Annotated in this window: 20 protein-coding genes; 13 read left to right on the plus strand and 7 right to left on the minus strand. The window is 75.8% G+C overall.

What is annotated here, in order from left to right; translation table 11 throughout:
* Positions 1-205 precede the first annotated feature (205 nt).
* The 5 genes from ACIQBJ_RS06915 (at position 206) to ACIQBJ_RS06935 (ending at position 5,819) form a co-directional block, all read left to right on the plus strand.
* Positions 206-721 carry a methylated-DNA--[protein]-cysteine S-methyltransferase gene (locus ACIQBJ_RS06915; RefSeq protein ID WP_400704770.1) on the plus strand — a complete coding sequence of 172 codons (516 nt, stop codon included), beginning with the start codon at positions 206-208 and terminating at the stop codon, positions 719-721.
* Positions 722-743: 22 nt separating this feature from the next.
* Positions 744-1,232, plus strand: coding sequence for an RNA polymerase sigma factor (locus ACIQBJ_RS06920; RefSeq protein ID WP_400704773.1), 489 nt, complete (start codon positions 744-746; stop codon positions 1,230-1,232).
* Positions 1,229-1,831 carry a methylated-DNA--[protein]-cysteine S-methyltransferase gene (locus ACIQBJ_RS06925; RefSeq protein ID WP_400704776.1) on the plus strand — a complete coding sequence of 201 codons (603 nt, stop codon included), beginning with the start codon at positions 1,229-1,231 and terminating at the stop codon, positions 1,829-1,831. Before ACIQBJ_RS06920 ends, ACIQBJ_RS06925 begins: the two co-directional genes overlap by 4 nt.
* 68 nt (positions 1,832-1,899) lie before the next feature.
* Positions 1,900-2,706, plus strand: coding sequence for a hypothetical protein (locus tag ACIQBJ_RS06930; protein ID WP_400704779.1), 807 nt, complete (start codon positions 1,900-1,902; stop codon positions 2,704-2,706).
* The gene (locus ACIQBJ_RS06935; protein ID WP_400704782.1) at positions 2,691-5,819 is read left to right on the plus strand and encodes a CHAT domain-containing protein; all 3,129 of its coding nucleotides are present in this window, start codon (positions 2,691-2,693) and stop codon (positions 5,817-5,819) included. Before ACIQBJ_RS06930 ends, ACIQBJ_RS06935 begins: the two co-directional genes overlap by 16 nt.
* Positions 5,820-5,825: 6 nt before the next feature.
* On the opposite strand, the gene ACIQBJ_RS06940 is transcribed toward ACIQBJ_RS06935, so the two are convergent.
* Positions 5,826-6,806: a DMT family transporter gene (locus ACIQBJ_RS06940; protein ID WP_400704785.1), complete on the minus strand. Its 981-nt coding sequence runs from the start codon at positions 6,804-6,806 to the stop codon at positions 5,826-5,828.
* 291 nt (positions 6,807-7,097) lie between these two features.
* On the opposite strand from ACIQBJ_RS06940, the gene ACIQBJ_RS06945 reads away from it, so the two are divergent.
* A complete protein-coding gene (locus ACIQBJ_RS06945) occupies positions 7,098-7,571 on the plus strand; it encodes a hypothetical protein (RefSeq protein ID WP_400704788.1) in 474 nt (157 codons plus the stop codon).
* A gap of 41 nt (positions 7,572-7,612) precedes the next feature.
* On the opposite strand, the gene ACIQBJ_RS06950 is transcribed toward ACIQBJ_RS06945, so the two are convergent.
* The 4 genes from ACIQBJ_RS06950 to modA form a co-directional block, all read right to left on the minus strand.
* The gene (locus ACIQBJ_RS06950; protein WP_400704791.1) at positions 7,613-8,809 is read right to left on the minus strand and encodes a HEAT repeat domain-containing protein; all 1,197 of its coding nucleotides are present in this window, start codon (positions 8,807-8,809) and stop codon (positions 7,613-7,615) included.
* A gap of 263 nt (positions 8,810-9,072) precedes the next feature.
* Complete coding sequence (locus ACIQBJ_RS06955) at positions 9,073-10,149, minus strand: ABC transporter ATP-binding protein (RefSeq protein ID WP_400704794.1); 1,077 nt, start codon at positions 10,147-10,149, stop codon at positions 9,073-9,075.
* Complete coding sequence (locus ACIQBJ_RS06960) at positions 10,146-10,985, minus strand: ABC transporter permease (RefSeq protein ID WP_400704797.1); 840 nt, start codon at positions 10,983-10,985, stop codon at positions 10,146-10,148. Before ACIQBJ_RS06960 ends, ACIQBJ_RS06955 begins: the two co-directional genes overlap by 4 nt.
* Positions 10,982-11,776, minus strand: a complete 795-nt coding sequence (gene modA / locus ACIQBJ_RS06965; RefSeq protein WP_400704800.1) for a molybdate ABC transporter substrate-binding protein — start codon at positions 11,774-11,776, stop codon at positions 10,982-10,984. The genes ACIQBJ_RS06960 and modA overlap by 4 nt, the downstream gene beginning before the upstream one ends.
* Before the next feature lie 297 nt (positions 11,777-12,073).
* On the opposite strand from modA, the gene ACIQBJ_RS06970 reads away from it, so the two are divergent.
* On the plus strand, positions 12,074-13,441 hold the full coding sequence (locus ACIQBJ_RS06970; protein ID WP_400704803.1) for a cytochrome P450: 1,368 nt from the start codon (positions 12,074-12,076) through the stop codon (positions 13,439-13,441).
* Between the two features lie 50 nt (positions 13,442-13,491).
* On the opposite strand, the gene ACIQBJ_RS06975 is transcribed toward ACIQBJ_RS06970, so the two are convergent.
* Positions 13,492-14,250 carry a hypothetical protein gene (locus ACIQBJ_RS06975; protein WP_400704806.1) on the minus strand — a complete coding sequence of 253 codons (759 nt, stop codon included), beginning with the start codon at positions 14,248-14,250 and terminating at the stop codon, positions 13,492-13,494.
* A gap of 301 nt (positions 14,251-14,551) precedes the next feature.
* On the opposite strand from ACIQBJ_RS06975, the gene ACIQBJ_RS06980 reads away from it, so the two are divergent.
* From ACIQBJ_RS06980 to ACIQBJ_RS07000, 5 genes are all read left to right on the plus strand, one after another.
* Complete coding sequence (locus tag ACIQBJ_RS06980; RefSeq protein ID WP_400704809.1) at positions 14,552-15,334, plus strand: MHYT domain-containing protein; 783 nt, start codon at positions 14,552-14,554, stop codon at positions 15,332-15,334.
* 117 nt (positions 15,335-15,451) lie between these two features.
* Positions 15,452-18,130, plus strand: coding sequence for a nitrate- and nitrite sensing domain-containing protein (locus tag ACIQBJ_RS06985; RefSeq protein ID WP_400704812.1), 2,679 nt, complete (start codon positions 15,452-15,454; stop codon positions 18,128-18,130).
* A complete protein-coding gene (locus tag ACIQBJ_RS06990) occupies positions 18,127-18,537 on the plus strand; it encodes a roadblock/LC7 domain-containing protein (RefSeq protein ID WP_400704815.1) in 411 nt (136 codons plus the stop codon). Before ACIQBJ_RS06985 ends, ACIQBJ_RS06990 begins: the two co-directional genes overlap by 4 nt.
* Positions 18,538-18,641: 104 nt before the next feature.
* Positions 18,642-18,968, plus strand: a complete 327-nt coding sequence (locus ACIQBJ_RS06995) for a DUF742 domain-containing protein (protein ID WP_400705818.1) — start codon at positions 18,642-18,644, stop codon at positions 18,966-18,968.
* Positions 18,949-19,542, plus strand: a complete 594-nt coding sequence (locus tag ACIQBJ_RS07000) for a GTP-binding protein (RefSeq protein ID WP_400704818.1) — start codon at positions 18,949-18,951, stop codon at positions 19,540-19,542. Before ACIQBJ_RS06995 ends, ACIQBJ_RS07000 begins: the two co-directional genes overlap by 20 nt.
* Positions 19,543-19,549: 7 nt before the next feature.
* Here ACIQBJ_RS07000 and ACIQBJ_RS07005 read toward each other — a convergent pair whose 3' ends face one another.
* The gene (locus tag ACIQBJ_RS07005; protein ID WP_400704821.1) at positions 19,550-22,525 is read right to left on the minus strand and encodes an NACHT domain-containing protein; all 2,976 of its coding nucleotides are present in this window, start codon (positions 22,523-22,525) and stop codon (positions 19,550-19,552) included.
* A gap of 401 nt (positions 22,526-22,926) precedes the next feature.
* Between ACIQBJ_RS07005 and ACIQBJ_RS07010 the strand changes: the two genes are divergently transcribed.
* Positions 22,927-23,058: a hypothetical protein gene (locus tag ACIQBJ_RS07010; RefSeq protein WP_400704824.1), complete on the plus strand. Its 132-nt coding sequence runs from the start codon at positions 22,927-22,929 to the stop codon at positions 23,056-23,058.
* Positions 23,059-23,183 lie beyond the last annotated feature (125 nt).

Consider the following 23,183-nt stretch of genomic DNA (forward strand, 5'->3'; position numbering starts at 1 on the left):
CAGGCTCGACGGGCCGCGGCGGGGCGGCCAGGGCGATCGAATGAAGTCCGATATTAGGTAAATAGGTTCAACTTTACATATCTGGCGGGTCGTCCACCGCCCCGCCGCGATGCCGTCGCCGGGAGAATCTTCCGGACGGGACCTCACGTTCCGCCGCCGCGCACCGTCTACGGGGTGAGGGAGCAGGGACGACAGGAGAGACGACATGGACACCACCCGGCACACCGTCGCCGACACCCGGCTCGGCGCGATCACCCTGGTCGCCGACGGCGACGCCGTCACCGGCCTGTACTTCCACCACCACGTCCGCCGCCCGGACCCGCGGACCTTCGGACCCGCCGTCGAACCGGCCGCGGACCCGCTGCTCGCCGCGGCCGCCGAACAGCTCCACGACTACCTCGACCGCCGCCGCGACAGCTTCGACCTGCCGCTGCGCACCGCCGGCGACGCGTTCCAGGAGAAGGTCTGGGCCGCCCTGAGGGCGATCCCGTACGGCAGCACCACCACGTACGGGCGCCTGGCCGAGCAGCTCGGCGACCGCCGCCTCGCGCAGCGGGTCGGCCAGGCCGTCGGCGCGAACCCGCTGTGCGTCCTGGTGCCCTGCCACCGGGTGGTCGGCGCCGACGGCTCGCTGACCGGCTACGCCGGCGGGCTGCGGCGCAAGCAGGAACTCCTCGAACTGGAGGAGCCGGCCGAGGTCGCCGCCGCCCGCCTGTTCTGACCCGCCGTCACGAGAGAGCCCCGTGAAACAGCCCTTCGAGAAGATCGTCGCGGAGCACGGCCCCACCGTGCTCCGGGTCTGCCGGGCCGTGCTCGGCCCGCAGGACGCCGAGGACGCCTGGTCGGAGACCTTCCTGTCCGCGATGCGGGCCTGGCCCGACCTGCCGGACGACGCCGACGTCGAAGCCTGGCTGGTGACCATCGCCCACCGCAAGGCCGTCGACGTCCACCGCGCCGCGAAACGCCGCCCGCTGCCCGTCGGCGACCTGCCCGAGACCCCCGCCGCCCCCGACCACCCCGCCGAGGACAGCGGCCTGTGGGCCGCGGTCCGGCTGCTGCCGCCCAAACAGCGCCAGGTCGTCGCCTACCACTACCTCGTCGGCCTGCCCTACGCGGAAGTCGCGCAGATCCTCGGCGGCACCGTCGAAGCGGCCCGCAGAGCCGCCGCCGACGGGATCAGGACCCTCCGGAAGCACTACCCCCCGTACGGGGACGAAGGAGAAGCACCATGACCGGCGACCGGCTCACCGCCCTGTTCTCGACCCCCGAGGACGCCGCCGTCCTGGCCCGGCTGCACCGCCGGCTGGAGGCCGACGCCGACCGGGAGGGCCTGGTCGACGTCGCCTACACCACCGTCGACTCGCCGCTCGGCCCCCTGCTGCTCGCCGCCACCCCCCGCGGGCTGGCCCGGGTCGCCTACGCCGCCGAGGACCACGACCGCGTCCTCGACACCCTCGGCCACCGGCTCGGCCCCCGCGTCCTGCGCGCCCCCCGGCGCCTGGACGACGCCGCCCGCGAACTCGACGAGTACTTCGCCCGCCGCCGCCGGACCTTCGACCTGCCGCTCGACCTCTCCCTGTCCAAGGGCTTCCGGCAACTCGTCCAGCAGCACCTGCCGGAGATCGGCTACGGCGAGACCCGCAGCTACCGGCAGGTCGCCGAACTCGTCGGCAACCCCGGGGCCGTCCGGGCCGTCGGCACCGCCTGCGCCACCAACCCGCTGCCCGTCGTCGTCCCCTGCCACCGCGTGCTGCGCGCCGACGGCACCCTCGGCGGCTACATCGGCGGCCCCGACGCCAAGGCCGCCCTGCTCGCCCTCGAAGCCGACTGACCGTCCCCCCGGTCCGCCGCTTGGTCGAAGTCACCGACAAACCAAGGACGTTGAGGAGACAATGCGGTGTGACGGATACCGAGGACGACGCAAGGACCGAACCCCGGGGCACGGACGAACGGCTCGCGGCGATGACGGACGCCCTGTCCGCGCGGGGCCTCGGCCCGGTGCGCAGCAGCGTCTACCGGGACGAGAGCGCCGACGGCACGGGCGACATGGGCTGGCTCTGGCTGCGCGCCGACCCGCCGCTGCACCCGCGGGAGCCGCACGACTGCGTGGTCCGCTACCGCGCCGCCGACGACAGTTGGCAGCTCACCTCCCCGGGGCGGCGGACCCGCACCGTGCCCGGGAGCGACGGCACCGCCGCCGTCGCCGCGCTGATCGCCGGCGAACTCTCCCGGCCCCCGGAGACCGGGGCGGACGGCGGGCCCGTCGCCGCCCCGGCGGTGCGGGACGTGCCCGCATGGGTGGCGCTGATCCTCGGCGGGGCCACCACCTCGGTGGTGCTGCCCTTCGTCCAGGCGTTCGTGGGGAAGACCGCCGAGGACGCCTACACCGCGCTCCGGGGCCTGCTGCGCGGCTCGCGGCGGGCCGGGGGTGTCGGGGACGCCGGGGGTGTCGGGGGTGCCGGGGGTGTCGGGGGTGCCGGGGGCTCGCTGGGCCCCGGGGGAGAGCAGCCCGCCGCCCTGGCCGCCGCTCCCGCCGACTACCTCAGCGTCCTCGACCCCGAGACCGACCTGCACCTGCTGGTGCCGGACCCCGTCCCCGCGAACGCCCTGCGCCGGCTGGCCGTGATGGACCGCAGCGAACTCCGGGGCCGGACCCTGGTCTGGGACGCGAGCCGGGAGGAGTGGCTCCCGTGCCGGAGGGTCTGAACCCGGACGGTCCGGGCCCGGAGGAGTCGGCGGCGCGGGCGCTGCGGCGACGGCTCGCGGCGTACGCCGACCGCCAGGACCCCGCCGTCCTGGCCGGGCCCGGGGCGGAGCGGGAGACGGCCGAGGCCCTGGAGGCCGCCGTGCGGGCCGTCCTCCGGGACATGCGGCTCGACGTGCAGCCGCACCTGCGCCTGCTCGAAGCGGCCGGATGGGTGTGCTGGCTGCGCGGCGGGGCGGACCGGCGGCCCGACCCCCGGGGCGAGCGGGACCTGTGGGTCGCGCTCACGCTGCTCGCCCCGCTGCGGGACGCCGAGCCGGAGTCCGTGCCGGAGGCCGTCCGCGAGGTCCTCCCGGGGCCCGCCCGGCCGGGGACGCCCCAGGTCGGCAGCTGGGGCAACCTCGCGGGCCACCTGCTGGAGCAGACCGGGCCGCACGACCGGACGGCCCTGCTCGCCGCGGCCGCGGTGCTGCAACTGGGCACGGTGACGGCCGGGACCGCGGCGGACCGCGGCCGGGCCACCGGCAACCTGGTGCACGTCCTGACCCTGCTGCACGAGCACCACGCCGTCCCGGACGCCATGGCGGGCGCGCTCCGCCTCGCCCGGCGGCAGTTCGAGGAGTCCCCCGCCGGGACGCCCGAGCAGGCGCAGCACCTGGCGCGCCTGTGCGAGACGCTGCTGGTGGCCTACGAGTCCCGGCACGCCCCCGACGCGCTCGCCGAACTCGTCGCGCTGAACCGCCGGGCCCTGGAACTGCTGCCGCCCGGCCACCCGAACCGGTCGGACCACACGACCAACCTCGCCGGCCTGCTGCAGCGCAGGTACCGGGAGACCGGCGACGCCGCCTCCCTGCGCGAAGCGGTGGCCCTGGGCCGGTCGCAGGTCGCGGCCCTGCCGCCCGGGCACCCGACCCTGCCCCGGGAACTCAACAACCTCGCCTTCCTCCTCGAGAACCTGGCCGAGGACGAGGACGGGCAGATCGACGCCACGACGCTGGACGAGATGATCGGCCTCGCCCGCACCGCGCTCGCCGGGCCGACGGGTGGGGGGCCGGCGGGTCCGGGGCCGGTGGGTGCGGGGTCGGTGGGTGCGGGGTCGGCGGGTCCGGCGCTCCGGGTCGCGCTGACGGCCAACCTCAGCCGCTGGCTCGGGCGGCGGGCCCGGCTCGTCCCGGCCGGGCAGAACGGGGCGTCCGGGGCGGCGGCGGTCCGCGACGCCGAGGAGGCGCTGGCACTCGCCCGGCAGGCCCACCGCGCCGCCGCCGGCCACCCGACCGGCGTCGTCCTGGAGGCGCTGGCCACCGCGCTGTCCGAGGCGTACGCCCGCTCCGGGGACCGCGCGGACCTGGACGAGGCTGTGGCCGTCCTGCGCGAGGCCCTCGACGCGGCGGACACCCCGCACGGCCGGGCGGTGCGGGGCTTCGCGCTCGGGGCGACGCTCTCCAACCGGTACCTGGACCTCGGCGACCGCGCGGACGCGGACGAGGCGGCCCGGCTGCTGCGCGAGGTGGCCGGCTCGCCCGCCGCCCCGGTGCGCCGACGGCTGGAGGGCGCCTGGGCGGCGGGCAAGCTCGCGCTGGCCCTGGACGACCCCGGGGCGGCCGCCGAGGACCTGGAGCTGGCGAGCCGTCTCCTCCCGGAACTGGTCGGACAGCTGTGGCACGACCAGGACCGGGCCCGGGTCCTCGCGCCCTTCGCGCCGCTGCCGGCGGTGGCCGCCTCCTGCCTGCTCTCGCTCGGCCGCCCGGAACGGGCCCTGGAACTCCTGGAGCAGGGACGCGGCCTGATCCACCGCGAGTCGGCCGCCGTCTCGGCGGACCTGGACCGGCTGGAGGCCGGGTCCCCCGCCCTGGCGGCCGGGCTGCGGGCCCTCCCGGACGAGTGGCGGGCCGCGCCGGACGCCGACCGCCGACAGCAACTGGCCGAGCGGCGGCAGCAGTTGACCTCCGAGATCCGGCACCTGCCGGGGTTCGAGGAGTTCCTCCGGCCGCCGCGGCTGGAACAGATCCTCGGCGCCTGCACGGCGGGCCCGGTGGTGGTGACCCTGGCCGGCCGGGACGGCGCGGGCTCCCACGCGCTGATCGTGACGGCGGAAGGCGTCCGCGCGCTCCCGCTGCCCCGGCTCGACCGGGACACCCTCAGGGCGCTCGCCACCGGCATCGTCGTCGGGACCGAGGACGCGCTGGACGCCGGTCGGCCCGTGCGCGAGCGGCTGCGCGCCGAGGACGGCGTGCGGTCCGGCCTGGCCCTGCTCTGGGACACCGTCGCGGGCCCCGTCCTGGACGCGGTGCGGGACCTGCCCCGCGACGGCGCGGCCGGTGCGGCCGACCCCGACGGGCGCCCCCGGCTGTGGTGGTGCCCCACCGGCTTCCTCTCCTACTTCCCCCTGCACATGGCGGAGCGCCCGGCGGAGGGCTCCGCCTTCGACCTGGTGACCTCCTCGTACACCGGCACGGTCTCCGCGCTCGGCCGGCCCCGGCCCCGGCGGGCGGAGGAGGCGGGGGACCGGAACGGGCCGGAGGAGGCGGGGGAGTGGGGGCGGCCGCTGGTCGTCGCCGTGCCCCGGGCCCCCGGCGTCCCCGAACTGCCGGGCGCCGACGAGGAGGCCGCCGTCCTCGTCGGCCTGCTGCCGGGGGCCCGGCTCCTGCACGGGGCGGCCGCCACCCGCGAGCGCCTGCTCGCGGAACTGCCGCGGCACGACCTGGTCCACATCGCCTGCCACGCCGGGTTCGACGCCGACCGGCACTACGAGGGCCACCTCGTCCTGCACGACGGCAGGCTGCACTTCGCGGACATCGCGGCCGCCCGGGCCGGCCGGGGAACGCTGGCGTTCCTGTCGGCCTGCGGGACCGCCCGCGGCCGCACCGACCTCCCGGACGAGTCGCTGAACCTGCTCTCCGCCTTCCGACTCGCGGGCTACCGGCACCTGGTGGGAAGCCTGTGGCCGGTGGCCGACGACACCGGCGTCCAGCTGGCGGAGTCCTTCTACCGGCACCTGACCACCCGTCAGGACGCCGGGGTCGCCCGAGCGCTCCACCACGCGGTGTCCCGGCTCCGGGCGGCCGACCCCGACCGTCCCTCCCGCTGGGCCTCCCCCGTGCACATCGGCCCGTGACCCCGGCTACGGCGCGGTGCGGACCTCCGTACGGGCCTCGGCACGGGCCCCGGTGCGGAGTTCCGCGCGGGCCAGGGCGGTGACCGAGAGCAGCAGGACGGCGGTGCCCAGCAGGGCCGCCGGGGTGAGGGGTTCGCCGAGCAGGGTGGCGGCGATCACGGTGGCGCTCAGCGGTTCGATCAGGGCGATCACCGAGGCGGTGGCGGCCCGGATCACCGCCGCGCCCGCGAAGTACAGGGCGTACGCGAGCGCGGTCGGGACGGTCGCCAGGTAGCCGAGCAGGGCGAGCGTCGAGGGCAGGGCGCCGCCGCTCGGGAGCAGGCCCTCGGCGAGCGCGAACGGGAACAGGCAGGTCGCGCAGATCACGAACGACCACAGGGTGGTGGCCACCGGGTCGTCCGCGGCGCCGGAACGGGACGCCCGGTGGCGGGTGGCCAGCGTGATCGCCGCGTAGCCCGCCGCCGAGACCAGCGCCCAGGCCAGCCCGACCGGATCGGCGCCGGCACCCGACGAACCGTCACCCAGCACCAGGACGGCCAGGCCCGCGACGGCGCCGAGCACCGCCGACACCCCGGCCCGGCCCAGCCGTTCGTCCATCAGCAGGCGGCCGCCGAGCGCCACCAGCACGGGCGCCGAACCGAGCGTCACCACGGTCGCCACGGCCAGGCCGGTGTGCCGGACGGCCAGGAAGTACGCGGCCTGGAAGAGCGTCAGCCCGAGGCCGTTCAGCAGGACCCGGGCGAGCGCCGGGGCACTGCGCGGGGCGGTCCGCGGCCGGGCGCTCCGGCGGGGCCCGGTGAACGGGCGCAGCGCCAGCAGGACGGCCGCGCCGCCCAGCGAACGCCAGAAGGTCAGGGCGAGCGGGCCCAGGCCGCTGTGCCGGAACAGCAGCGCGGCCGCCGCACCGGCGGTGCCCCAGGCGGTGGCGGCGAGGGCGACGTACAGCAGGCCCCGCCGCGCGGGCAGGGCGGAGTGGAACGAGAACACGGGTGGACTCCCGGAAAGCCGTCATGGTCAGTGGCCACGGAAGCGGGCAGCACCGACCGGCCCGGGAACCGCCGCGCCCTGCGCGACGGAGCCCCGGACGGGCTCAGGAAGTGGCCGGCCGCCCGCTCAGACGGCGGGAGGGGGCAGAACACCGCGATGCATGCCCGCCACTGTACGCGAGCCCGCCCCGCCCGCCCGGGGCGACGACGTCCACGTGGACGACTTCCTGCGCACCTGCGACTTTCCCCGGGCCGATGAAGGCGGTGGGACCGCAGCCGTAGGCTGCGGACGGTGACCTACGACATCCACTTCCTGCGGGTCGAGCCGGGCCGCTCCTTCGACGAGGCCATGCAGGAGGTCGGTTCCGCCTACGACCCGGAAGCCGAGCCCGACCCGATGAACCCGACCGACGCCCAGCGTGCCGTCTGGGACAGGCTCACGCGGCGGATCTCCCAAGAGGTGGGGCCGATCACGTCCGAGGAGTACCTCTACAGCCTGACCCTGTGGCGTGACGGGCCTGCCGGTCACCTCCAGTTGGACTACGCCGGAGACTCGGCGTTCATCGGGATCCCCTACCGGTACTCGGGACAGGCGGCGCTACCGATCATGGTCGAGGCGTATCGGATTGCTCGGACGGTCGAGGAGGAGTGCGGCCTGGAGGGTTACGACGCAGAGGCCGACCAATCCGTCCGGACCGGTGACGTCGGCGTAGCGGCCGCCAGGCTCGGCGGAGTCTCCCACTGGGCCCGCAGCCGTCTCACCTGATCAGGAGGCCCCGGAGAGGGCGAACGCCACTCGATGCGGCGCTAGGCACTCCCGACGTACGCGCGCAGGTCGGAGTGGTCGGTCGGGACCTTCCAATGGCGGAGGGCGTCCATCCCGTCGGTGGGCCAGCCGTCGCTGTGCCGGGCGGCGAGGAAGCGGAGAACGCGTTGTTGCGCGTCGTTCAGGTCGGCGAAGGACCGCGGGGCTGCGGCGTGGGTGTCCGGGAAGACCAGGGTGAAGAGCCTGGACGCCGTGTAGTACCTGTCGTGGTACCTCTCGGCGCCCTTGCAGTCGGCCAGGCCGGCGAGCATGGCCTCCACCGCCCGCGGCGTGGTGGCCTCGGGGGTCTCGGCCAGGGCCATTGCCGCGAGGCCGCCGTAGGAGCCGCTCAGGAACGTCATGGTTCCGGTGCTCTCCGGCGGCCGGGCGACGACCTCGACCAGCGCGTCGACGACGGGCGGGCCGGTGATGCCGAGCCGGATCAGGGCGAAGGCGGAGGCCCAGCGCAACTCGACGGCCGGGCTGTCCAGGTGGCTCTCGACGAAGGGGGCTGCCGTCGGGTCGCCGAGCAGTCCGAGGGCGACCAGGCCGGTGGCCGCGGCGCCGGGTGAGGCTTCGGCGGTGACGAACGCCTTCAGCCGGGGGACCGAGGTCGCCGCGGACTCGGGGAACCAGGCGAACAGGTTCGCCGTCCCGGCGCGCAGTTCGGGACTGTCCGAGGTCAGCAGGGCGGCGAGGGCGGGAAGCGCTTTCCGTACGGTGTCGTAGGAGAGCACGACCGCCTCGGCGTCGACGAGCACCTGCTCGCACATCGCCGCGCGCTCCTCGCGCTCCTCGTCGTCCGCGGCTTCGGCGATCCACCGGGCCTGTTCGTCTGCCTCGCCGCGCAGGCTGTCCAGGCAGTCGCGGTCCTCCCGGGGGTGGTAGCCGTTCGGCAGGTGGTTGTTGTCCAGCCCGATCGCGATGGCGGTCAGCAGGGCGACGAGCCGGTGCCGGTGGGCCTGTTCCGGGTCGAGCGCCATCCGCACGAGGAACGGAACGGTGTGCGCCGCGGCCTGCGAGCGGGTGCCCTGGTGCACGACGTGGTTCGCCAACCGCGTACTCGGCGGGTACGGGCCCTCCGAGTCCCCGGCCCGCATCGCCCGGAGGAGTCCGGGGACGTCGTCGGCCCTGCCGTAGGAGTGCCGCAGTTCGGCCCAGGGCACGTCGTCCAGGCCGGCAAGGGGATCGTTGGTCACAGTCGCAGATCCTGGCACGGCGGGTGGCTCGGCTTCGACCGCCGGGCGGGGTCAGTCCCGGTCGAAGGCGGTGGCGGTGGTCGAGGGCGATCCAGGTGTGGCCGTCGCCGGAGAGCAGGACGACGGGGGACGGGAGGCCCCACTCCCGGACCAGGGAGGGGGTGTCCAGCAGGGAGAGCGGGCCGCCGATGCCGAACAGGTGGTCGAAGGCGGTCATGGCACCCGGATGGTAGCGGGCCGGGCCCGGGCCGGGCGGGGCCGGGTCAGGCCGGGTAGGCGTGGGTCTGGGTGGCCTTGACGGCGGCCCAGACCCGGGTGCCCGGGGTGAGGTCGAGGTCGGCGGCGGCGGTCGGGGTGAGGTCGGCGGCGAGCGGGAGGGGGCCGGTCAGGTCGACCCGGAAGCGGTCGCCGTGCAGGTCGAGGCCGGCGACGGTGCAGGGGAACAGGTTGCGGGCGCTGGTCTCGGGGCGGTGGCGGTGCAGGGTGACCGCGTCGGGCGGGAAGGCGACGAACGCGGGGCCGGTCAACTCGCCGTCGGTGACGAGGACCTGGCCCTCGGGGAGGGTGACGCGGCGGCCGTCGGCGGTGCCCTGGTACAGGTTGAGGCCGACCAGTCGGGCGATGTAGTCGGTGCGGGGCCGCCGGGCCACCTCGGCGGGGCGGCCGGTCTGCACGACCCGGCCGGACTCGACCACCACCAGGCGGTCGGCCAGCACCATCGCGTCCAGCGGATCGTGCGTGACCAGCACCGCGACCGCCTCGAACTCGGCCAGCCGGTGCCGGAGTTCGGCCCGCACGTCGAGCCGGGTCCGGGCGTCCAGCGCGGCCAGCGGCTCGTCCAGCAGCAGCAGTCGGGGCCGGACGGCGAGCGCCCGGGCCAGCGCGACCCGCTGCGCCTGGCCGCCGGAGAGCTGTGCGGGGCGCCGCCCGGCGTGCTCGGCCAGTCCCATCCGCTCCAGCCAGGGCAGCGCCCCGGCCCGGGCGGCGGACCGGCGCAGGCCCCGGCAGCGCAGCCCGAACGCGACGTTGTCGAGCGCGGACAGGTGCGGGAACAGCAGGTAGTCCTGGAAGACCACGCCGATCGGGCGCTGCTCGGCGGGCCGGAAGACCCCGTCGGCGGGGGAGTCCAGCACGGTGCCGTCCAGCCGCAGGTGGCCGCCGGTCAGCGGCAGCAGCCCGGCCAGGGCACGCAGCGCGGTGGACTTGCCGGCCCCGTTCGGGCCGAGCAGCGCGACCACCTCGCCGGGCTCGGCGCTCAGCGCCACGTCGAGGGTGAACGCGCCCTGCTCGACGCGCAGTTCGGCGTCCAGGGCGGGGGAGGAAGGGGGAGGGGGCTTCACGGCGTGGACATCCAGCGGTCGCGCAGGCCGGCCAGGACGGCGACCGAGACGGTGAGCAGGACCAGGCTGAGGGCGATCGCCGCCTCCGGGTCCGACTCCATGGCGAGGTAGACGGCCAGCGGCATGGTCTGGGTCCGGCCGGGGAAGTTGCCGGCGAAGGTGATGGTGGCGCCGAACTCGCCGAGCGCCCGGGCCCAGGCCAGGACGGCGCCCGCGCCGATCCCGGGGGCGACCAGCGGCAGCGTGACCCGGCGGAAGGCGGTCAGCCGGGAGGCGCCGAGGGTCGCCGCGGCCTCCTCGTAGCGCGGGTCGGCGGCGCGCAGCGCGCCCTCCACGCTGATCACCAGGAACGGCATCGCCACGAACGCCTCGGCGAGCACCACGCCCGAGGTGGTGAAGGGGAGGGTGACGCCGGTCCAGGCGTCCAGCCAGCGGCCGAGGATGCCGTTGCGGCCGAGCACCAGCAGCAGCGCCACGCCGCCGACCACCGGCGGCAGCACCAGCGGCAGGGTGACCAGGGCGCGCACCACCCGGCGGCCGGGGAAGTCGGTGCGGGCCAGCAGCCAGGCCAGCGGCACGCCGAACAGCAGCGCGACGGCGGTGGCCAGGGTCGCGGAGATCAGCGAGAGCTTCAGCGCCTCCCAGACCTCGGGGCCGGTGAGCAGCTCCGGCAGCGTGCTCCACGGCGCGCGCACCAGCAGGCCGAGCAGCGGCAGCACCAGGAAGGCGAGGCCGAGCAGCGCGGGCAGCAGCAGTGCGGCGGGGGCGCGGCCGGCCCCCCGGGGCCGCCGCCGGCCCCGGGGGTGTGGTGCGGTGGTGGAACGGGGGGAGGTCACGGCGCCTGGAAGCCGGCCTCGGTGAGCACCCGGCGGGCGTCCGCGGAGCCGACGTAGCCGAGGAAGGCGGCCGCGCCGTTGGTGTTCGGCGCCTTGGCGAGCGCGGCGATCGGGTAGTCGTTGACGGCCTGGGCGGCCTCGGGGAAGTCCACGCCGTCGATCTTCGCAGCATCGGCCTGCACGTCGGTCCTGTACACGAGCGAGGCGTCGACCTCGCCGAGTTCGACCTTGGTGAGCGCGCCCTTGACGTCCTGCTCGTAGGTCGCGGGGGTGAGGTTCACGCCCGCGGCCTTCAGCGCGGTGACGGCGGCGGCGCCGCACGGCACCTCCTTGGCGCACAGCGCCGTCTTCAGGCCGGTCAGGTCCTTGAGGCCGGCCACGTGCTTCGGGTTGCCCTTGGCGACCGCGATCTCCAGCGTGTTCTTCACGAACACCTTCGGGTCGCCGCCGGTCAGCTTGGCGTCGCTGACCGTCTTCATGGTGGCCGGGCTGGCCGCGGCGAACACGTCGGCGGGCGCGCCGGAGACGATGCTCTGGGCGAGCGCCGAGGAGCCGCCGAAGTTGAAGGTCACCTTGACGCCCGGGTAGGCGGTCTCGAAACGCTTGCCGATCTCGGTGAAGGACTCCTTGAGGGAGGCCGCCGCGAAGACCGTGACGGTGCCCTTGACCTCGGGCCGGGGCGTCACGGCGGCATCGGTGGTGGAGGAGCCGGTGGAGCCGGTGCACGCCGTCAGGCCGGCCGCGAGGACGAGGACGGCGGAGGCGGCGAGGAGTCGTCTGGCGCTGCGCATGGGTGGGTTCCCCTGGTAGTGGTGGGCGGACGTGGTCGGGTGTGGCCGGCGTAGGTGAAGGCTCGGGGTATGACGAGGCGATCATAGTGCCGCAGCTGCTGGCCCCGGGGCTGCTGCCTCATTGCACAAGCGACCTTAAGGGGAACTTAAGGGTTGCATGTGCAATGCCTCAAGCCCTCCCCGGGGGTTCCCGGGCCGGGCGCCCTCGCCCCGCGCGGCCCCGCCGGGGGATACTGACGCGGTTTCAGCGAACCGTCCGCGCACGGCGGTTCGCCCGCTGACGGAGGGGGAGACTCCATGGCCACCACCACCCGGGCGCCCGGCCCGGCCGGACTGCCGCTGATCGGCTCGCTGCTCGACCTCAAGCGCGACCCGCTCGCCACCTACCTCGCCGCCCGCCGCGACCACGGCGACGTGGTCCGCATCCAGGCCGGCCCGCCCGGCCTGCGGGCCGAACTCTGGATGGTCACCTCGCCCGAGGGCGCCCAACAGGTCCTCGCCACCGAGGCGGCCAACTTCCGCAAGGACAACGTCTTCTACGGCGAGATCCGGGAGAGCTTCGGCAACGGCCTGCTCACCTCCCAGGACGAGGACTACCTGCGCCAGCGCCGCCTGGTCCAGCCGCTGTTCACCCGCCGCCGGGTCGACGGCTACGCCGACGCGATCGGCATCGAGACCGAGGCGCTGGCCGCCCGCTGGGCCACCGTCCCCGGCGGGCAGGTCGACCTCGCCGAGGAGATGAACCGCTTCGCGCTGCGCACCGTCTCCCGCATCCTGTTCGGCCAGGACGTCGAGGAGGCGGTCGAGACCGTCCACCACGCCTTCCCGATCCTCAACGCCTTCGTCCGCGACCGGGGCTTCTCCCCGTTCCGGCTGCCCCGCGAGTGGCCGCTGCCCGGCCACCGCAAGGCGCTGGCCGCCGAACGGGCGCTCTACGAGGTGTGCGACACGATCATCGCGGGCCGGGCCACCGACGGGGACGCCGCCGACGGCGAGGACCTGCTCACCCTGCTCGCCAAGGCCCGCGACGAGGACGGCAACCAGCTCGACGCCACCGAGCTGCGCGAGCAGGTGCTGATCTTCCTGCTGGCCGGGCACGAGACCACCGCCACCTCGCTCACCTTCGCCCTGCACCTGCTCGGCAAGCACCCCGCGGAGCAGGAGCGGGCCCACCGGGAGGCCGCCGACCTGCTGGCCGACGGGCGCCGCCCGACCGCCGCCGACTACCAGCAACTCCCTTACCTGACCATGGTGTTGAAGGAGGCGATGCGGCTCTACCCGGCCGCGCCCTCGGTCGGCCGGCGGGCCGTGAAGGCGACCGTGGTCGGCGGGGTGGAGATCCCGGCCGGCGCGGACGTGCTGATCGCCCCGTACGTGACGCACCGTCACCCCGCGCACTGGGAGGACCCGGAGCGCTTCGACCCGGAGCGGTTCACCCCCGAGCGCGAGGCCACCCGGCACCGCTACGCCTGGTACCCCTTCGGCGGCGGCCCGCGGGCCTGCATCGGCCAGCACTTCTCGATGCTGGAGTCGGTGCTGTCCCTGGCCGTCCTGCTCCGCGACCACCAGGTCACCGCCGTCGACACCGAGGTCCCGCTCGGCCAGGGCATCACCCTGGAGGTCCGCGGTCCGGTCCGGGTGAAGCTCACCCGTCGCCCGGCCTGACCCCGCACCTCCTGCGACCCGCCGGGCCCGTCCGGCGGGCCGCGCCGTGCTCAGACGCCGCGGACGGGGACGCCGTACGGGTTCGGGATCGCGGACAGGCAGAGGGTGTAGCGGGAGTGCCCGGCGGAGGCGACGTAGGAGGCGGTGGAGCCGGGGAGGGTGTGGCAGGCGGTGGTGTCCTCGCGTTCGAAGCGGCCGATGATGCGGTAGTTCGCGGTGCGGTCGGCGCAGTCGACCACCTTGACGTCCGGCATGAAGGTGCCGGTGGCGTGCACGCAGTCGCCGACGTCGGCGAGGTCGGGGTCGTCCTTGAGGGCGAGGTAGAACAGGCCGGCGGCGGCGACCGGGATCAGCAGGCCGGCCAGCTCCGGGCGGTGGTACAGCGGCCGGCCCGGGTGCTCCGGGACGCCGGGGGCGCCCGGGACGGGGTCGGCCAGGCGGCGCAGCTTGAACCAGGTCAGCAGGTTGGCGAGCAGGGTGATCGGGTTCCACAGGACGGAGCCGATGCTCGTCCAGCCCTGCCAGAGGCTGTCGGCGCTCAACTCCCGCAGCGTGGCCAGGCCGCAGCTGCGGCAGAACGGCCCGCGCACCTTGCGGAAGCGCATCACCACGACCAGGCCGACGTGCGCCCGGACGGTGGCCGCGACAGCGGGCACCGACCCGCAGACCCGGCACTGCGGCCCCTCCTGCCCGGGCGGCGGGTACGCCCCGGGACGCCCCTGGGAAGCCTGTTCGGCGAGCGGGCGGATCGGGTCGGCCGCCGGGGCGGAGGTCGGGTCGGACGGGAGCTGCGGGGCGGGCACGGACACGCGGTTCCTCGGGGAGCTGGGGACGCCGTTCCGGACGGATGGCATGCGGAGAGTACCGGTCGCACCAGCTGATCTCGAACGAATTTCCGGCCGCGCCGCAGCGGGTCGGGCCGGCGGAGGGCACGGCCGCGGGAGCCGGGGGCGTACGCGGGGCGGACGGCCATTGGAGCACACAACTCGCATGACGCGTGGTGCTTTTCACATCTTCCGTTGACCATCCGTCGGCCGTGGGTAGCGTCCAGCCTCCCTGAACCACACACAGCTCGGGCGGGCGGCACAGACCCTCGCGGGGGAGGCACGGATGGGATCGACGGACCACTTCAGCTTCGGCTGGCTCACGCCACTGCTCTCCTACGCGATGGCCTGCGTCGGCGCCGCCCTGGGCCTGCGCTGCACCCTGCGGGCCCTGTCCGCGACCGGCGCCTCCCGGCGCAACTGGCTGCTCACCGCCGCCGCCGCGATCGGCTCCGGCATCTGGACCATGCACTTCGTCGCCATGTTCGGCTTCACGGTGGGCGGCACCGACCTGCGCTACGACGTGCCGCTGACGGTGCTCAGCCTGCTGGTGGCGATCGCCGTGGTCGGCCTCGGCGTCTTCCTGGTCGGCTACGGCCGGCACCGCGGCCGCAGCCTGCTGCTCGGCGGCCTCGCCACCGGCGTCGGCGTCGCCGCCATGCACTACCTGGGCATGGCCGCCGTCCGCATCCACGGCGAACTCCGGTACCAGGCGGGCACCGTGGCGCTCTCCGTGCTGATCGCGGTGGGCGCCGCCACCGCCGCGCTGTGGGCCGCGGTCACCATCCGCAACGTGTACGCGGCCGCGGCCGCCGCCCTGGTGATGGGCATCGCCGTCAGCTGCATGCACTACACCGGCATGGCCGCCGTGCACGTCCACATGGAACCCGCCCGCACCGGACTCGGCGGCGCCACCCCCATGCAGTTCGTCTTCCCGCTCGCGGTCGGACTCGGCTCCTTCCTGTTCCTCACCTCCGCCTTCGTCGCGCTCTCCCCGACCGCGCAGGAGCGCGCCGCCTACCGCGAGGCCGGCGAACTCGCCGTCGAGGACCTCGGCCGCGCCGCCTGACCCGACGTCAGCAGCGGCGGAGGACACCGAAGACCGCCCGAGCACCGCCCCGAACGCCGCTCCGAGCACCGTTCCGACGATCCCCGGACCCCGGACCCCGAAAGGCCCCGCCGACCCATGCGCGCAAGCCGAGGCACCTCCCGCAGCGGACCAGCGGCCCCCAGCACCCCGCGCGGTCCCGCCCGCAGCCGGCCCGGCGCACCCCGGCGCGGGGCCCACGCCGGGCCGCCCGCCGACGAGACCCCCGAGCCGTACCCGGCCGCCCCCCGCCCGTCCACCGGGCTGCGGCCGCGCACCGTCCGGGCCCGGATCGTGGCCCTGCTGATGGTCCCCGTGGTCTCCGTGATGGCGCTCTGGGCCTTCGCCACCGTCACCACCGCCCAGGACATCTCCGAACTGCGGCGGATCAAGAACGTCGACGCCACCCTGCGCGCCCCGCTGGACCGCACCGTCGCCGCCCTCCAGGCCGAACGCACCGCCGCCGGACAGCTGCTGGCCGCCCCCACCCCCGACCGGGAGGCCCGGGCCCGGGCCGCCGCCGAGCAGACCGACCGGGCCGCCGCCCCGCTCACCCTCGCCCCCGGCTACAACCTCGCCGACGCCGAGGGCCTCGGCGCCGAGGCCGCCGACCGCCTGGACACCCTCGACCGGGCCGTCACCGCCCTCCCCGACCTGCGCCGCCACCTGGCCGACCGCAGCGTCCCCTGGGGCGACGCCTACACCGTCTACACCGCCGCCGTCGACGACGCCCTCGCCGCGGCCGGCGCGCTCACCGGCCTGCAGGACCACCGGGTCGCCGCCGACGCCCGGGTGCTGCTGGAGTTCGCCCGCTCCCGCGAACAACTCGCCCGCGAGGACGCCCTGCTGCGGGCCGCCGCCACCGCCGGCCAGCTCGGCCCCGTCCAGTACCGGGCCGTGCTCCGGGCCGCCTCCGCCCGGACCGAGTTCGAACGGGCCTCGGCCGCCGACCTGCGCCCCGTCGACCGGACCGCGCTGGCCGCCGTCACCGGCGGACCCGAGTACCAGGAGGTGCGCCGCTACGAGGAGACCGTGGGCGACGCCGCCGACCCGGCCGCCGCCCTCGCCGCGCTCCCCGCCGACCGCTGGGCCGCCGCCGCCGACGCCACCGCCCGCGCGCTGGCCGCCGTCGAGCAGCAGGCCGGCGCGGCCGCCGCCGACCGCGCCGACCCGTACGCCCTCGGCCTGTTCACCACCTCCGGCGCCACCGTGCTGCTCGGCCTGCTCGCCGTCCTCGCCTCGCTGCTGATCTCGGTGCAGATCGGCCGCTCGCTGGTCGCCGAACTGCAGGGCCTGCGGAACTCCGCGCTGGAGCTGGCCGGACGCAAACTCCCCGCCACCATGCGGCGGTTGCGGGCCGGCGAGGAGGTCGACGTGGACGCCGAGGTGCCGCCGCGCGAGCACGGCGGCGACGAGATCGCCCAGGTCCACGGCGCGCTCGACACCGTCCAGCGGGCCGCCGTCACCGCCGCCGTCGAACGCGCCGAGGTGCTCTCCGGCGTCTCCGGCGTCTTCGTCAACCTGGCCCGCCGCAGCCAGGTCCTGGTGCACCGTCAACTCACCCTGCTGGACGCCATGGAGCGCCGCACCGAGGACCCCGCCGAACTCGACGACCTGTTCCGGCTCGACCACCTCACCACCCGGATGCGCCGCCACGCCGAGGGCCTGATCATCCTCTCCGGCGCCGCCCCCGGCCGGGCCTGGCGCAAGCCCGTCCCGCTCACCGACGTGGTCCGGGCCGCCGTCGCCGAGGTCGAGGAGTACGCCCGGGTCGACGTGCACCGCCTCCCGTACGCCGCCGTCACCGGCCCCGCCGTCGCCGACCTCACCCACCTGTTCGCCGAACTCGTCGAGAACGCCACCGGGTTCTCGCCCCCGCACACCAAGGTGCAGATCCGCGGCGAACAGGTCGGCACCGGCTACGCCGTCGAGATCGAGGACCGCGGCCTCGGCATGGGCCCCGAGGCGCTGGCCGACGCCAACCGGCGGATAGCGGCCAGCGAACAGGTCGACCTCTTCGACAGCGACCGGCTCGGCCTGTTCGTGGTCAGCCGCCTCGCCAAGCGGCACGGCGTCAAGGTCGCGCTCCGGCCCTCCGCGTACGGCGGCACCACCGCGATCGTGCTGCTGCCGCTCGCCATGCTCGACCTGCGCGCCCCCGGGACCGCCGAACCGGCCCGATCCGCCGGGGAGTCCACCGCCCTCGGCGCGGGGCGGGAGCCGGAGCGGCCGGGCCCGGCGGGCGGGGCGCGGGCGGCGGTCGCGGCGGCGGCGAGGGTGCCGCGGCCCGCGGTCGGGCCCGGGGCGACTGCGCCCCCCGGCACGGGAGGCGCGCCGATCGCCGCCCCGCCGGCCGGTGCGGTGCCGCCGGTGCGGCCGCCGGTCCCGTCGGCGCCCGCCGCCCCGGTCGTGCCCCGGACCGCGCCGCCCGCCGTCCCGTCCGCCGTTCGGCCCGCTGTTGCGCCCGCCGTCCTGTCGGTCGCGCCGCCTGCCGTGCTGCCCGCCGTGCCGCCGATCGGGCCGAACCCGGAGGAGGGCGAACTCCCGCGCCGGGTACGGCAGGCCAGCCTCGCCCCGCAGCTGCGCGAGGGCCCCGGGCCCGCCCGGCCCGGACTGCGCCCCGCCGGCCCGGTGGAGCGCGACCCCGAGCAGGCCCGCAGCGCGATGGCCGCCTTCCAGCGCGGCTGGGCCCGCGGCGCCGAGCGCGAGCACGCCCCGGCTCCCGAAACCGACCGCACCCACCCCCACGACCTCGACCGAGGAGACCGCGCCCGATGATCGGCAGCACCTACCAGAGCGGCGAACTCAACTGGCTGCTCGACGAGTTGGTCACCCGTACGGCCCGGGTCAGATTCGCCGTGATGCTCTCCGCGGACGGCCTGTCGATGGGCAACTCCGCCGACCTGTCCCGGGAGGACACCGAGCACCTGGCCGCCGTCGCGGCCGGCTTCCACAGCCTCGCCAAGGGGGCCGGACGCCACTTCGACGGTGGTGAAGTCCGGCAGACCATGGTCGAGTTGGAGCGCGGCTACCTGTTCGTCGCGGCCGCCGGGCAGGGCTCCTGCCTGGCCGTCTGGGCCGAACCCGACGCCGACCTCGGCCTGATCGCCTACGAGACGGCCCGCCTGGTCCGCCGGGTCGGCGAGCACCTGCACGCCGCACCGCGCGCCTTCCACGAGGGGTGACCGCGTTGGCCTACCCGCCCCGCCACTACCTGCCCGGCAGCCCGTTCGGCTACCCGCCGCCGCCCGAACGCCCCGTCCAGTGGTACGACGAGGACGCCGGCCCGATGGTCCGCCCCTACGCCCTCACCAAGGGCCGCACCCGCCCCGGCCAGCCCTTCGACCTGATCGCCCTGGTGGTCACCGACCTCCCCGACCCGGCCGCCCTGCCGGTCGGGCCCGAGCAGGCCGCCATCCTCACCCTCTGCCGGGGCAACGCGCTGTCCGTCGCCGAGATCGCCGCCGACCTCGACCTGCCGCTCGGCGTGGTCCGGGTGCTGCTCGGCGACCTCCTCGACGCCGAACACATCCGGGTCAGCCGCCCCGTCCCACCGGCCCTGCTCCCCGACGAGCACATCCTCCAGGAGGTCATCCATGGGCTCCGCGCCCTCTGACACCCCCGACCTCGCCCTCAAGATCCTGGTCGCCGGCGGCTTCGGCGTCGGCAAGACCACCCTGGTCGGCGCCGTCAGCGAGATCAAACCCCTGCGCACCGAGGAGCGGTTGACCGTCGCCGGGACCGGCGTCGACGACCTCGACGGCGTCGAGCGCAAGACCACCACCACCGTCGCCATGGACTTCGGCCGGATCACCATCCGCGACGGCCTGTCCGTCTACCTGTTCGGCACCCCCGGCCAGGACCGGTTCTGGTTCCTCTGGGACGAACTCGCCCAAGGGGCCCTCGGCGCGGTCGTCCTCGCCGACACCCGCCGCCTCACCGACTGCTTCCCCGCCGTCGACTTCTTCGAGCACCGCGGCATCCCCTTCGTCGTCGCCGTCAACCGCTTCGACGGCAGCCGCGCCTTCCGTCCCGACGAGGTCTCCCGCGCCCTCGACCTGGACGACCGCACCCCCGTGGTGCTCTGCGACGCCCGGCACCGCTCCTCCGGCAAGGACGTCCTGATCACCCTGGTCGAACACGCGGGCCGCGAACACGCCGCCCGGGTCCTCGCCCGGGCCAGGAGCTGACGCCCCGTCAGTTGATTCCCTCGACCCGCGGCAGGACGACCGGGCTCGCGGTCAACCGGACCAGCCAGGCGTGCAGTTGGGCGGCCAGCACCCAGGACTCCGGCCCCTGCGCGTCCACGGCCTCGGCCAGCGCGCGGAGGAACTCCCCGGAGGGCTCGCCGTCCGGCTCCGGCCCCGGGCGGGACAGCGCCCGGAGCACCCCGCCGCTGGTCTCGAAGTGCTGCACGAAGAGACCGGACAGGTCGACGCCGGTGGGGACGGACTCGCGGCACCGGGCCAGGAACGGGGCCAGCGCCTCGGCGAGCGGCTCGGCCCGGACGGTCCGGTAGTTGTGGCGGAAGAAGTCGGCCAGCAGGGTCGGATCGGCCGAACGGAAGTAGTACTCCTGCCGCCGGGCCTCCTGCAGGCCCGGGCCGAGGAGTGTGAAGGTGGTGGCCGCCCTGGCGTCGGCGCCGAGGCCGGACGGCAGGGCCGGGAGCATTCCCGCCGTCATCCACCGCGCGTCCTGCGACCGGAGCGCCCGCTTCAGGGCCCGTTCGACGATCTCCCGGCCGGCCGCGGACTGCTGGGCGGCCCGGCCGACCCCGGCCGCCCAGGTGCCGCACTGCGGACCGGGCGGCCCCTCCAGCACCTCCACGGCGTGTCCGACCAGCAGGCGGTGGTGCCTCGGGTGCGCCGTGGCGAAGTCGTCCCCCAGCAGGTCGGCGGCCAGGTACGCCCCCGGGCGGAGCGTCATCGCCGCCCGGCTCTCGGTGTCGAGGGCCCGGAGCACGGCCAGCACGCCGTCCCGCAGGTGCGGCCGGTGCGAGAAGAGCCCGGCGGCGGCCAGCAGCCAGGTGTTGTTCCAGGCCGGGGAGGCGGCGAGTCGCTGGAGCCGGGGCAGGATCTCGTCCTCCGGCCCCGAGATCAGCGCCTTCGCGGCCATGAACTCCTGCAGGCTGCGCACCTCGAAGCCGGTCCGCCCGGCGTCCGGGGCCACCAGCAGCACCAGCCGCTCGGTCGCGGCGGCGAACAGGGTGGACGTCAACTTCCGCGCCAGCGCGGGGTCCTCGGTCTCCCCGACCAGGCGGTCCAAGGCGCGTTCGTGCAGCTCCTCCTCCGGCATCACGGAGTCGAGCTCCCCGTCCAGCGTGGCCCGGGACTGCAGGGTCAGGCCGACGTACTGGTGCATCCAGTCGATGTGGCCCCGGTGCTCGGCGAGCAGCCGGCCGGTCTCGCCGGGCTTGTCGACCTCGCGGGCGTAGATGGTGGCGTAGTAGGACTCGAACAGCTCGTAGCGGTTCTGCGGCATCCTGGTCCGGCGCTCGACCAGCAGCGACATGATGGTGACCTGCAGCGGAGTGCTCATCAGGCGGGCGGTGGCGGGCTGTTGCGCGGCCTCCGCGAAGCGCTCGACCACGGCCTCCCGCATCTCCGGGTCGTCGGCGTGCCGGGCGTCGGCCAGCCGCTCCGCGTAGTGGGTCGCGGCGTCCGCCGTCAGGGGCGAGAGCACCAGCGGCTCGAAGTCGCCGATGTGGAACTCGTCGCGGTAGCCCTGCGGCCGGGTGGTCGCCAGGACCAGCAGGTCGGCGTCCAACTCCCGCATGTGCAGCAGGAACCGCTCGATCGCGGCCATCACCTCCTCCCGGGTCTCCGGCGCGGACACCTCGTCCAGGCCGTCCAGCACCAGGAAGCACGGCCAGGCCGCCAGCCACTTCGCCAGCCGCTCCCCGTCCAGCGGGCCGGGCGTCCGGCGCCCGATCCGGGCGGCCAGGTAGCGCAGCAGGTCGGCGTCGCCCCCGGAGGCCAGGTGGTTGGCGAACTCGTGCAGCACGATCCGGACCGGCCAGCGGCGCGACCGGGGCTCCGGGATGCCCGCCGCCGCCAGGTCGCCGCGCAGGCTGGTCAGCAGCGCGCGGGTCGAGGCGGGCAGGAGGCGCTCCCGGTCCGTGCCGAGCAGCGCCACCCGGTAGGCCTGGCAGACCAGTTGGCCCAGGGTGCTCTTGCCCTGGCCGGGGCCGCCGATCAGCGCGAGGTGCCGCAGCGACCGTTGGACCGGCGGTCGGGACGGCCGCAGGACCTCGTCACCGCGTTCCAGAACGTACTGCGCGCACCGCACGGTCTCCGGGGCACCCGGCCGGTCCGTGCCGGCCTCCAGGTCGACGGCGATCGGACCGAGCGACAGCTTCTGCCGGTCGCCGTCGGCCCCGGCCTGTCCCAGCCGCACCCACTGGTCGGCCAGCAGTTCGGACGCCAGGTTCGCGCGGATCAGCGGCCCCAGCTCCTGGGCGCCCGGATCGGCGAGGAGTTCGCCGAGCAGCGACAGTGCATCCTCCGGGGCCAACAGTCCGAGGAACAACCGACGGTGCACCGGGTTTCCGGCGATCAGCCGCCGCACCTCGTCGCCGGAGACAACGGTGTAGTCGACGACACCGCAGGCCCGGAGCCGGCGGAGTGCGGCGGCCAACTCCCGGTCGGGCGGGGCGGTCTGCACCCGCGGGTCCAGCAGGCGGCCCAGGTCGGGGGCCGGGTGCGGCGGGAGACCGGTCAGCACGACGGCCGAGAAGTGGGGCGCGTCGTCGTCGTAGTCGTCGACGAGGGGCTCGGCCAGGGATACGGCCCGGGCGATGGCGAGTTCGTCCGGATCTCCCGATCCGGCGTGCCAGAGGACGAAGCTCACGGAGGAGTGCCGGGGCTCGGCGGACGTGGTCAGGAAGCGGGTGGAGTCCGGGCGCAGGGCGTTGCGGATCTCGGCGAAGAACTGCGGGGTCATCCGGGCGAGGTCCGTGTCGCGCAGCCGGTCCAGGGCGTACTCCGGCACCGGGGCGTCCGGGACGTCCCGGGTGTCCGGTCCGGCGGCCGTCGGCCCGTCGCCGACCGGCGTCTCGCGGGCCTGCTCGGCGAGCCCGGCCCAGTACCGGCGGGTGCGCGGCGGGCGGCCCGCCGTCTCCGACCAGAGCCGGACCAGGGCCCACAGCGCCTCCGTCCCGTCCGCGGACGGCACTTGGGCCTTCCGGTGGTCGGCCGGAACCCAGTCGCTGACCCGCTGGCCCCGGAAGTCCGCCACTCCGTACGGGGGCTGACGCAGCGTCCGGGTGATCTCGGCCTGCGAGAGCGGGCGTTCGCCCCGGGCGCGGCGGGCCGTGTCGGCGTCCTGCTTCAGGGCCCAGAGTTCGGCGTGCAGGCGGCGGCGCGGGTCGGGTGCGGCGATGGGTGGTTCCCCCAGTCCGGTCGGGTGCCCGCACTGCCCGCTGCGGGCGGGCCGGGGCGGTGCTGCTGCCTGCAGCGTAGCGCCGAACCCGCCCGCGGTGCCCGGGGGTCGGGACGGTGCGGGCGGGTGCGCGGGAGTGTTCTCGCACCGCCCCCGGCGACGGGCCGGGGCGGGGAGACGGAGGTGCGGGAGAGATGGCGGACGGACGGCGGCGGACGGTGGAACGGCTGCTGCGGGCGGCCCTGTTCAGCGCGGTGCGGGCGGCCGCGGCGGCGGGCGGGACGGCGGCGGTCGGCGGCGTGGTGTGGTGGCTGCAGCAGCGGTGACGTGCCGTCGGGGGCGCGGCGGACGGCCGGGGTGGCGGACCCCGGCCGCCCGGGGCGGGGGAATTCGGTTCCGTACGGACGGAAAGGCCGCTACCATCGCCCCCATGTTCCTCACGCGTGACTAG

This window comes from Kitasatospora sp. NPDC088391 (assembly GCF_044753345.1).
Classification (GTDB): domain Bacteria; phylum Actinomycetota; class Actinomycetes; order Streptomycetales; family Streptomycetaceae; genus Kitasatospora.

Excerpts from the sequence above, each read along its gene's own strand:
- ACIQBJ_RS06995 (WP_400705818.1), top strand. The coding sequence starts at position 18,642 with ATGGTCCGCCCCTACGCCCTCACCAAGGGCCGCACCCGCCCCGGCCAG.
- ACIQBJ_RS06915 (WP_400704770.1), top strand. The coding sequence starts at position 206 with ATGGACACCACCCGGCACACCGTCGCCGACACCCGGCTCGGCGCGATC.
- ACIQBJ_RS06990 (WP_400704815.1), top strand. The coding sequence starts at position 18,127 with ATGATCGGCAGCACCTACCAGAGCGGCGAACTCAACTGGCTGCTCGAC.
- ACIQBJ_RS06980 (WP_400704809.1), top strand. The coding sequence starts at position 14,552 with ATGGGATCGACGGACCACTTCAGCTTCGGCTGGCTCACGCCACTGCTC.
- ACIQBJ_RS06925 (WP_400704776.1), top strand. The coding sequence starts at position 1,229 with ATGACCGGCGACCGGCTCACCGCCCTGTTCTCGACCCCCGAGGACGCC.
- ACIQBJ_RS07000 (WP_400704818.1), top strand. The coding sequence starts at position 18,949 with ATGGGCTCCGCGCCCTCTGACACCCCCGACCTCGCCCTCAAGATCCTG.
- ACIQBJ_RS06985 (WP_400704812.1), top strand. The coding sequence starts at position 15,452 with ATGCGCGCAAGCCGAGGCACCTCCCGCAGCGGACCAGCGGCCCCCAGC.
- ACIQBJ_RS07010 (WP_400704824.1), top strand. The coding sequence starts at position 22,927 with ATGGCGGACGGACGGCGGCGGACGGTGGAACGGCTGCTGCGGGCGGCC.
- modA (WP_400704800.1), bottom strand. The coding sequence starts at position 11,776 with ATGCGCAGCGCCAGACGACTCCTCGCCGCCTCCGCCGTCCTCGTCCTC.
- ACIQBJ_RS06970 (WP_400704803.1), top strand. The coding sequence starts at position 12,074 with ATGGCCACCACCACCCGGGCGCCCGGCCCGGCCGGACTGCCGCTGATC.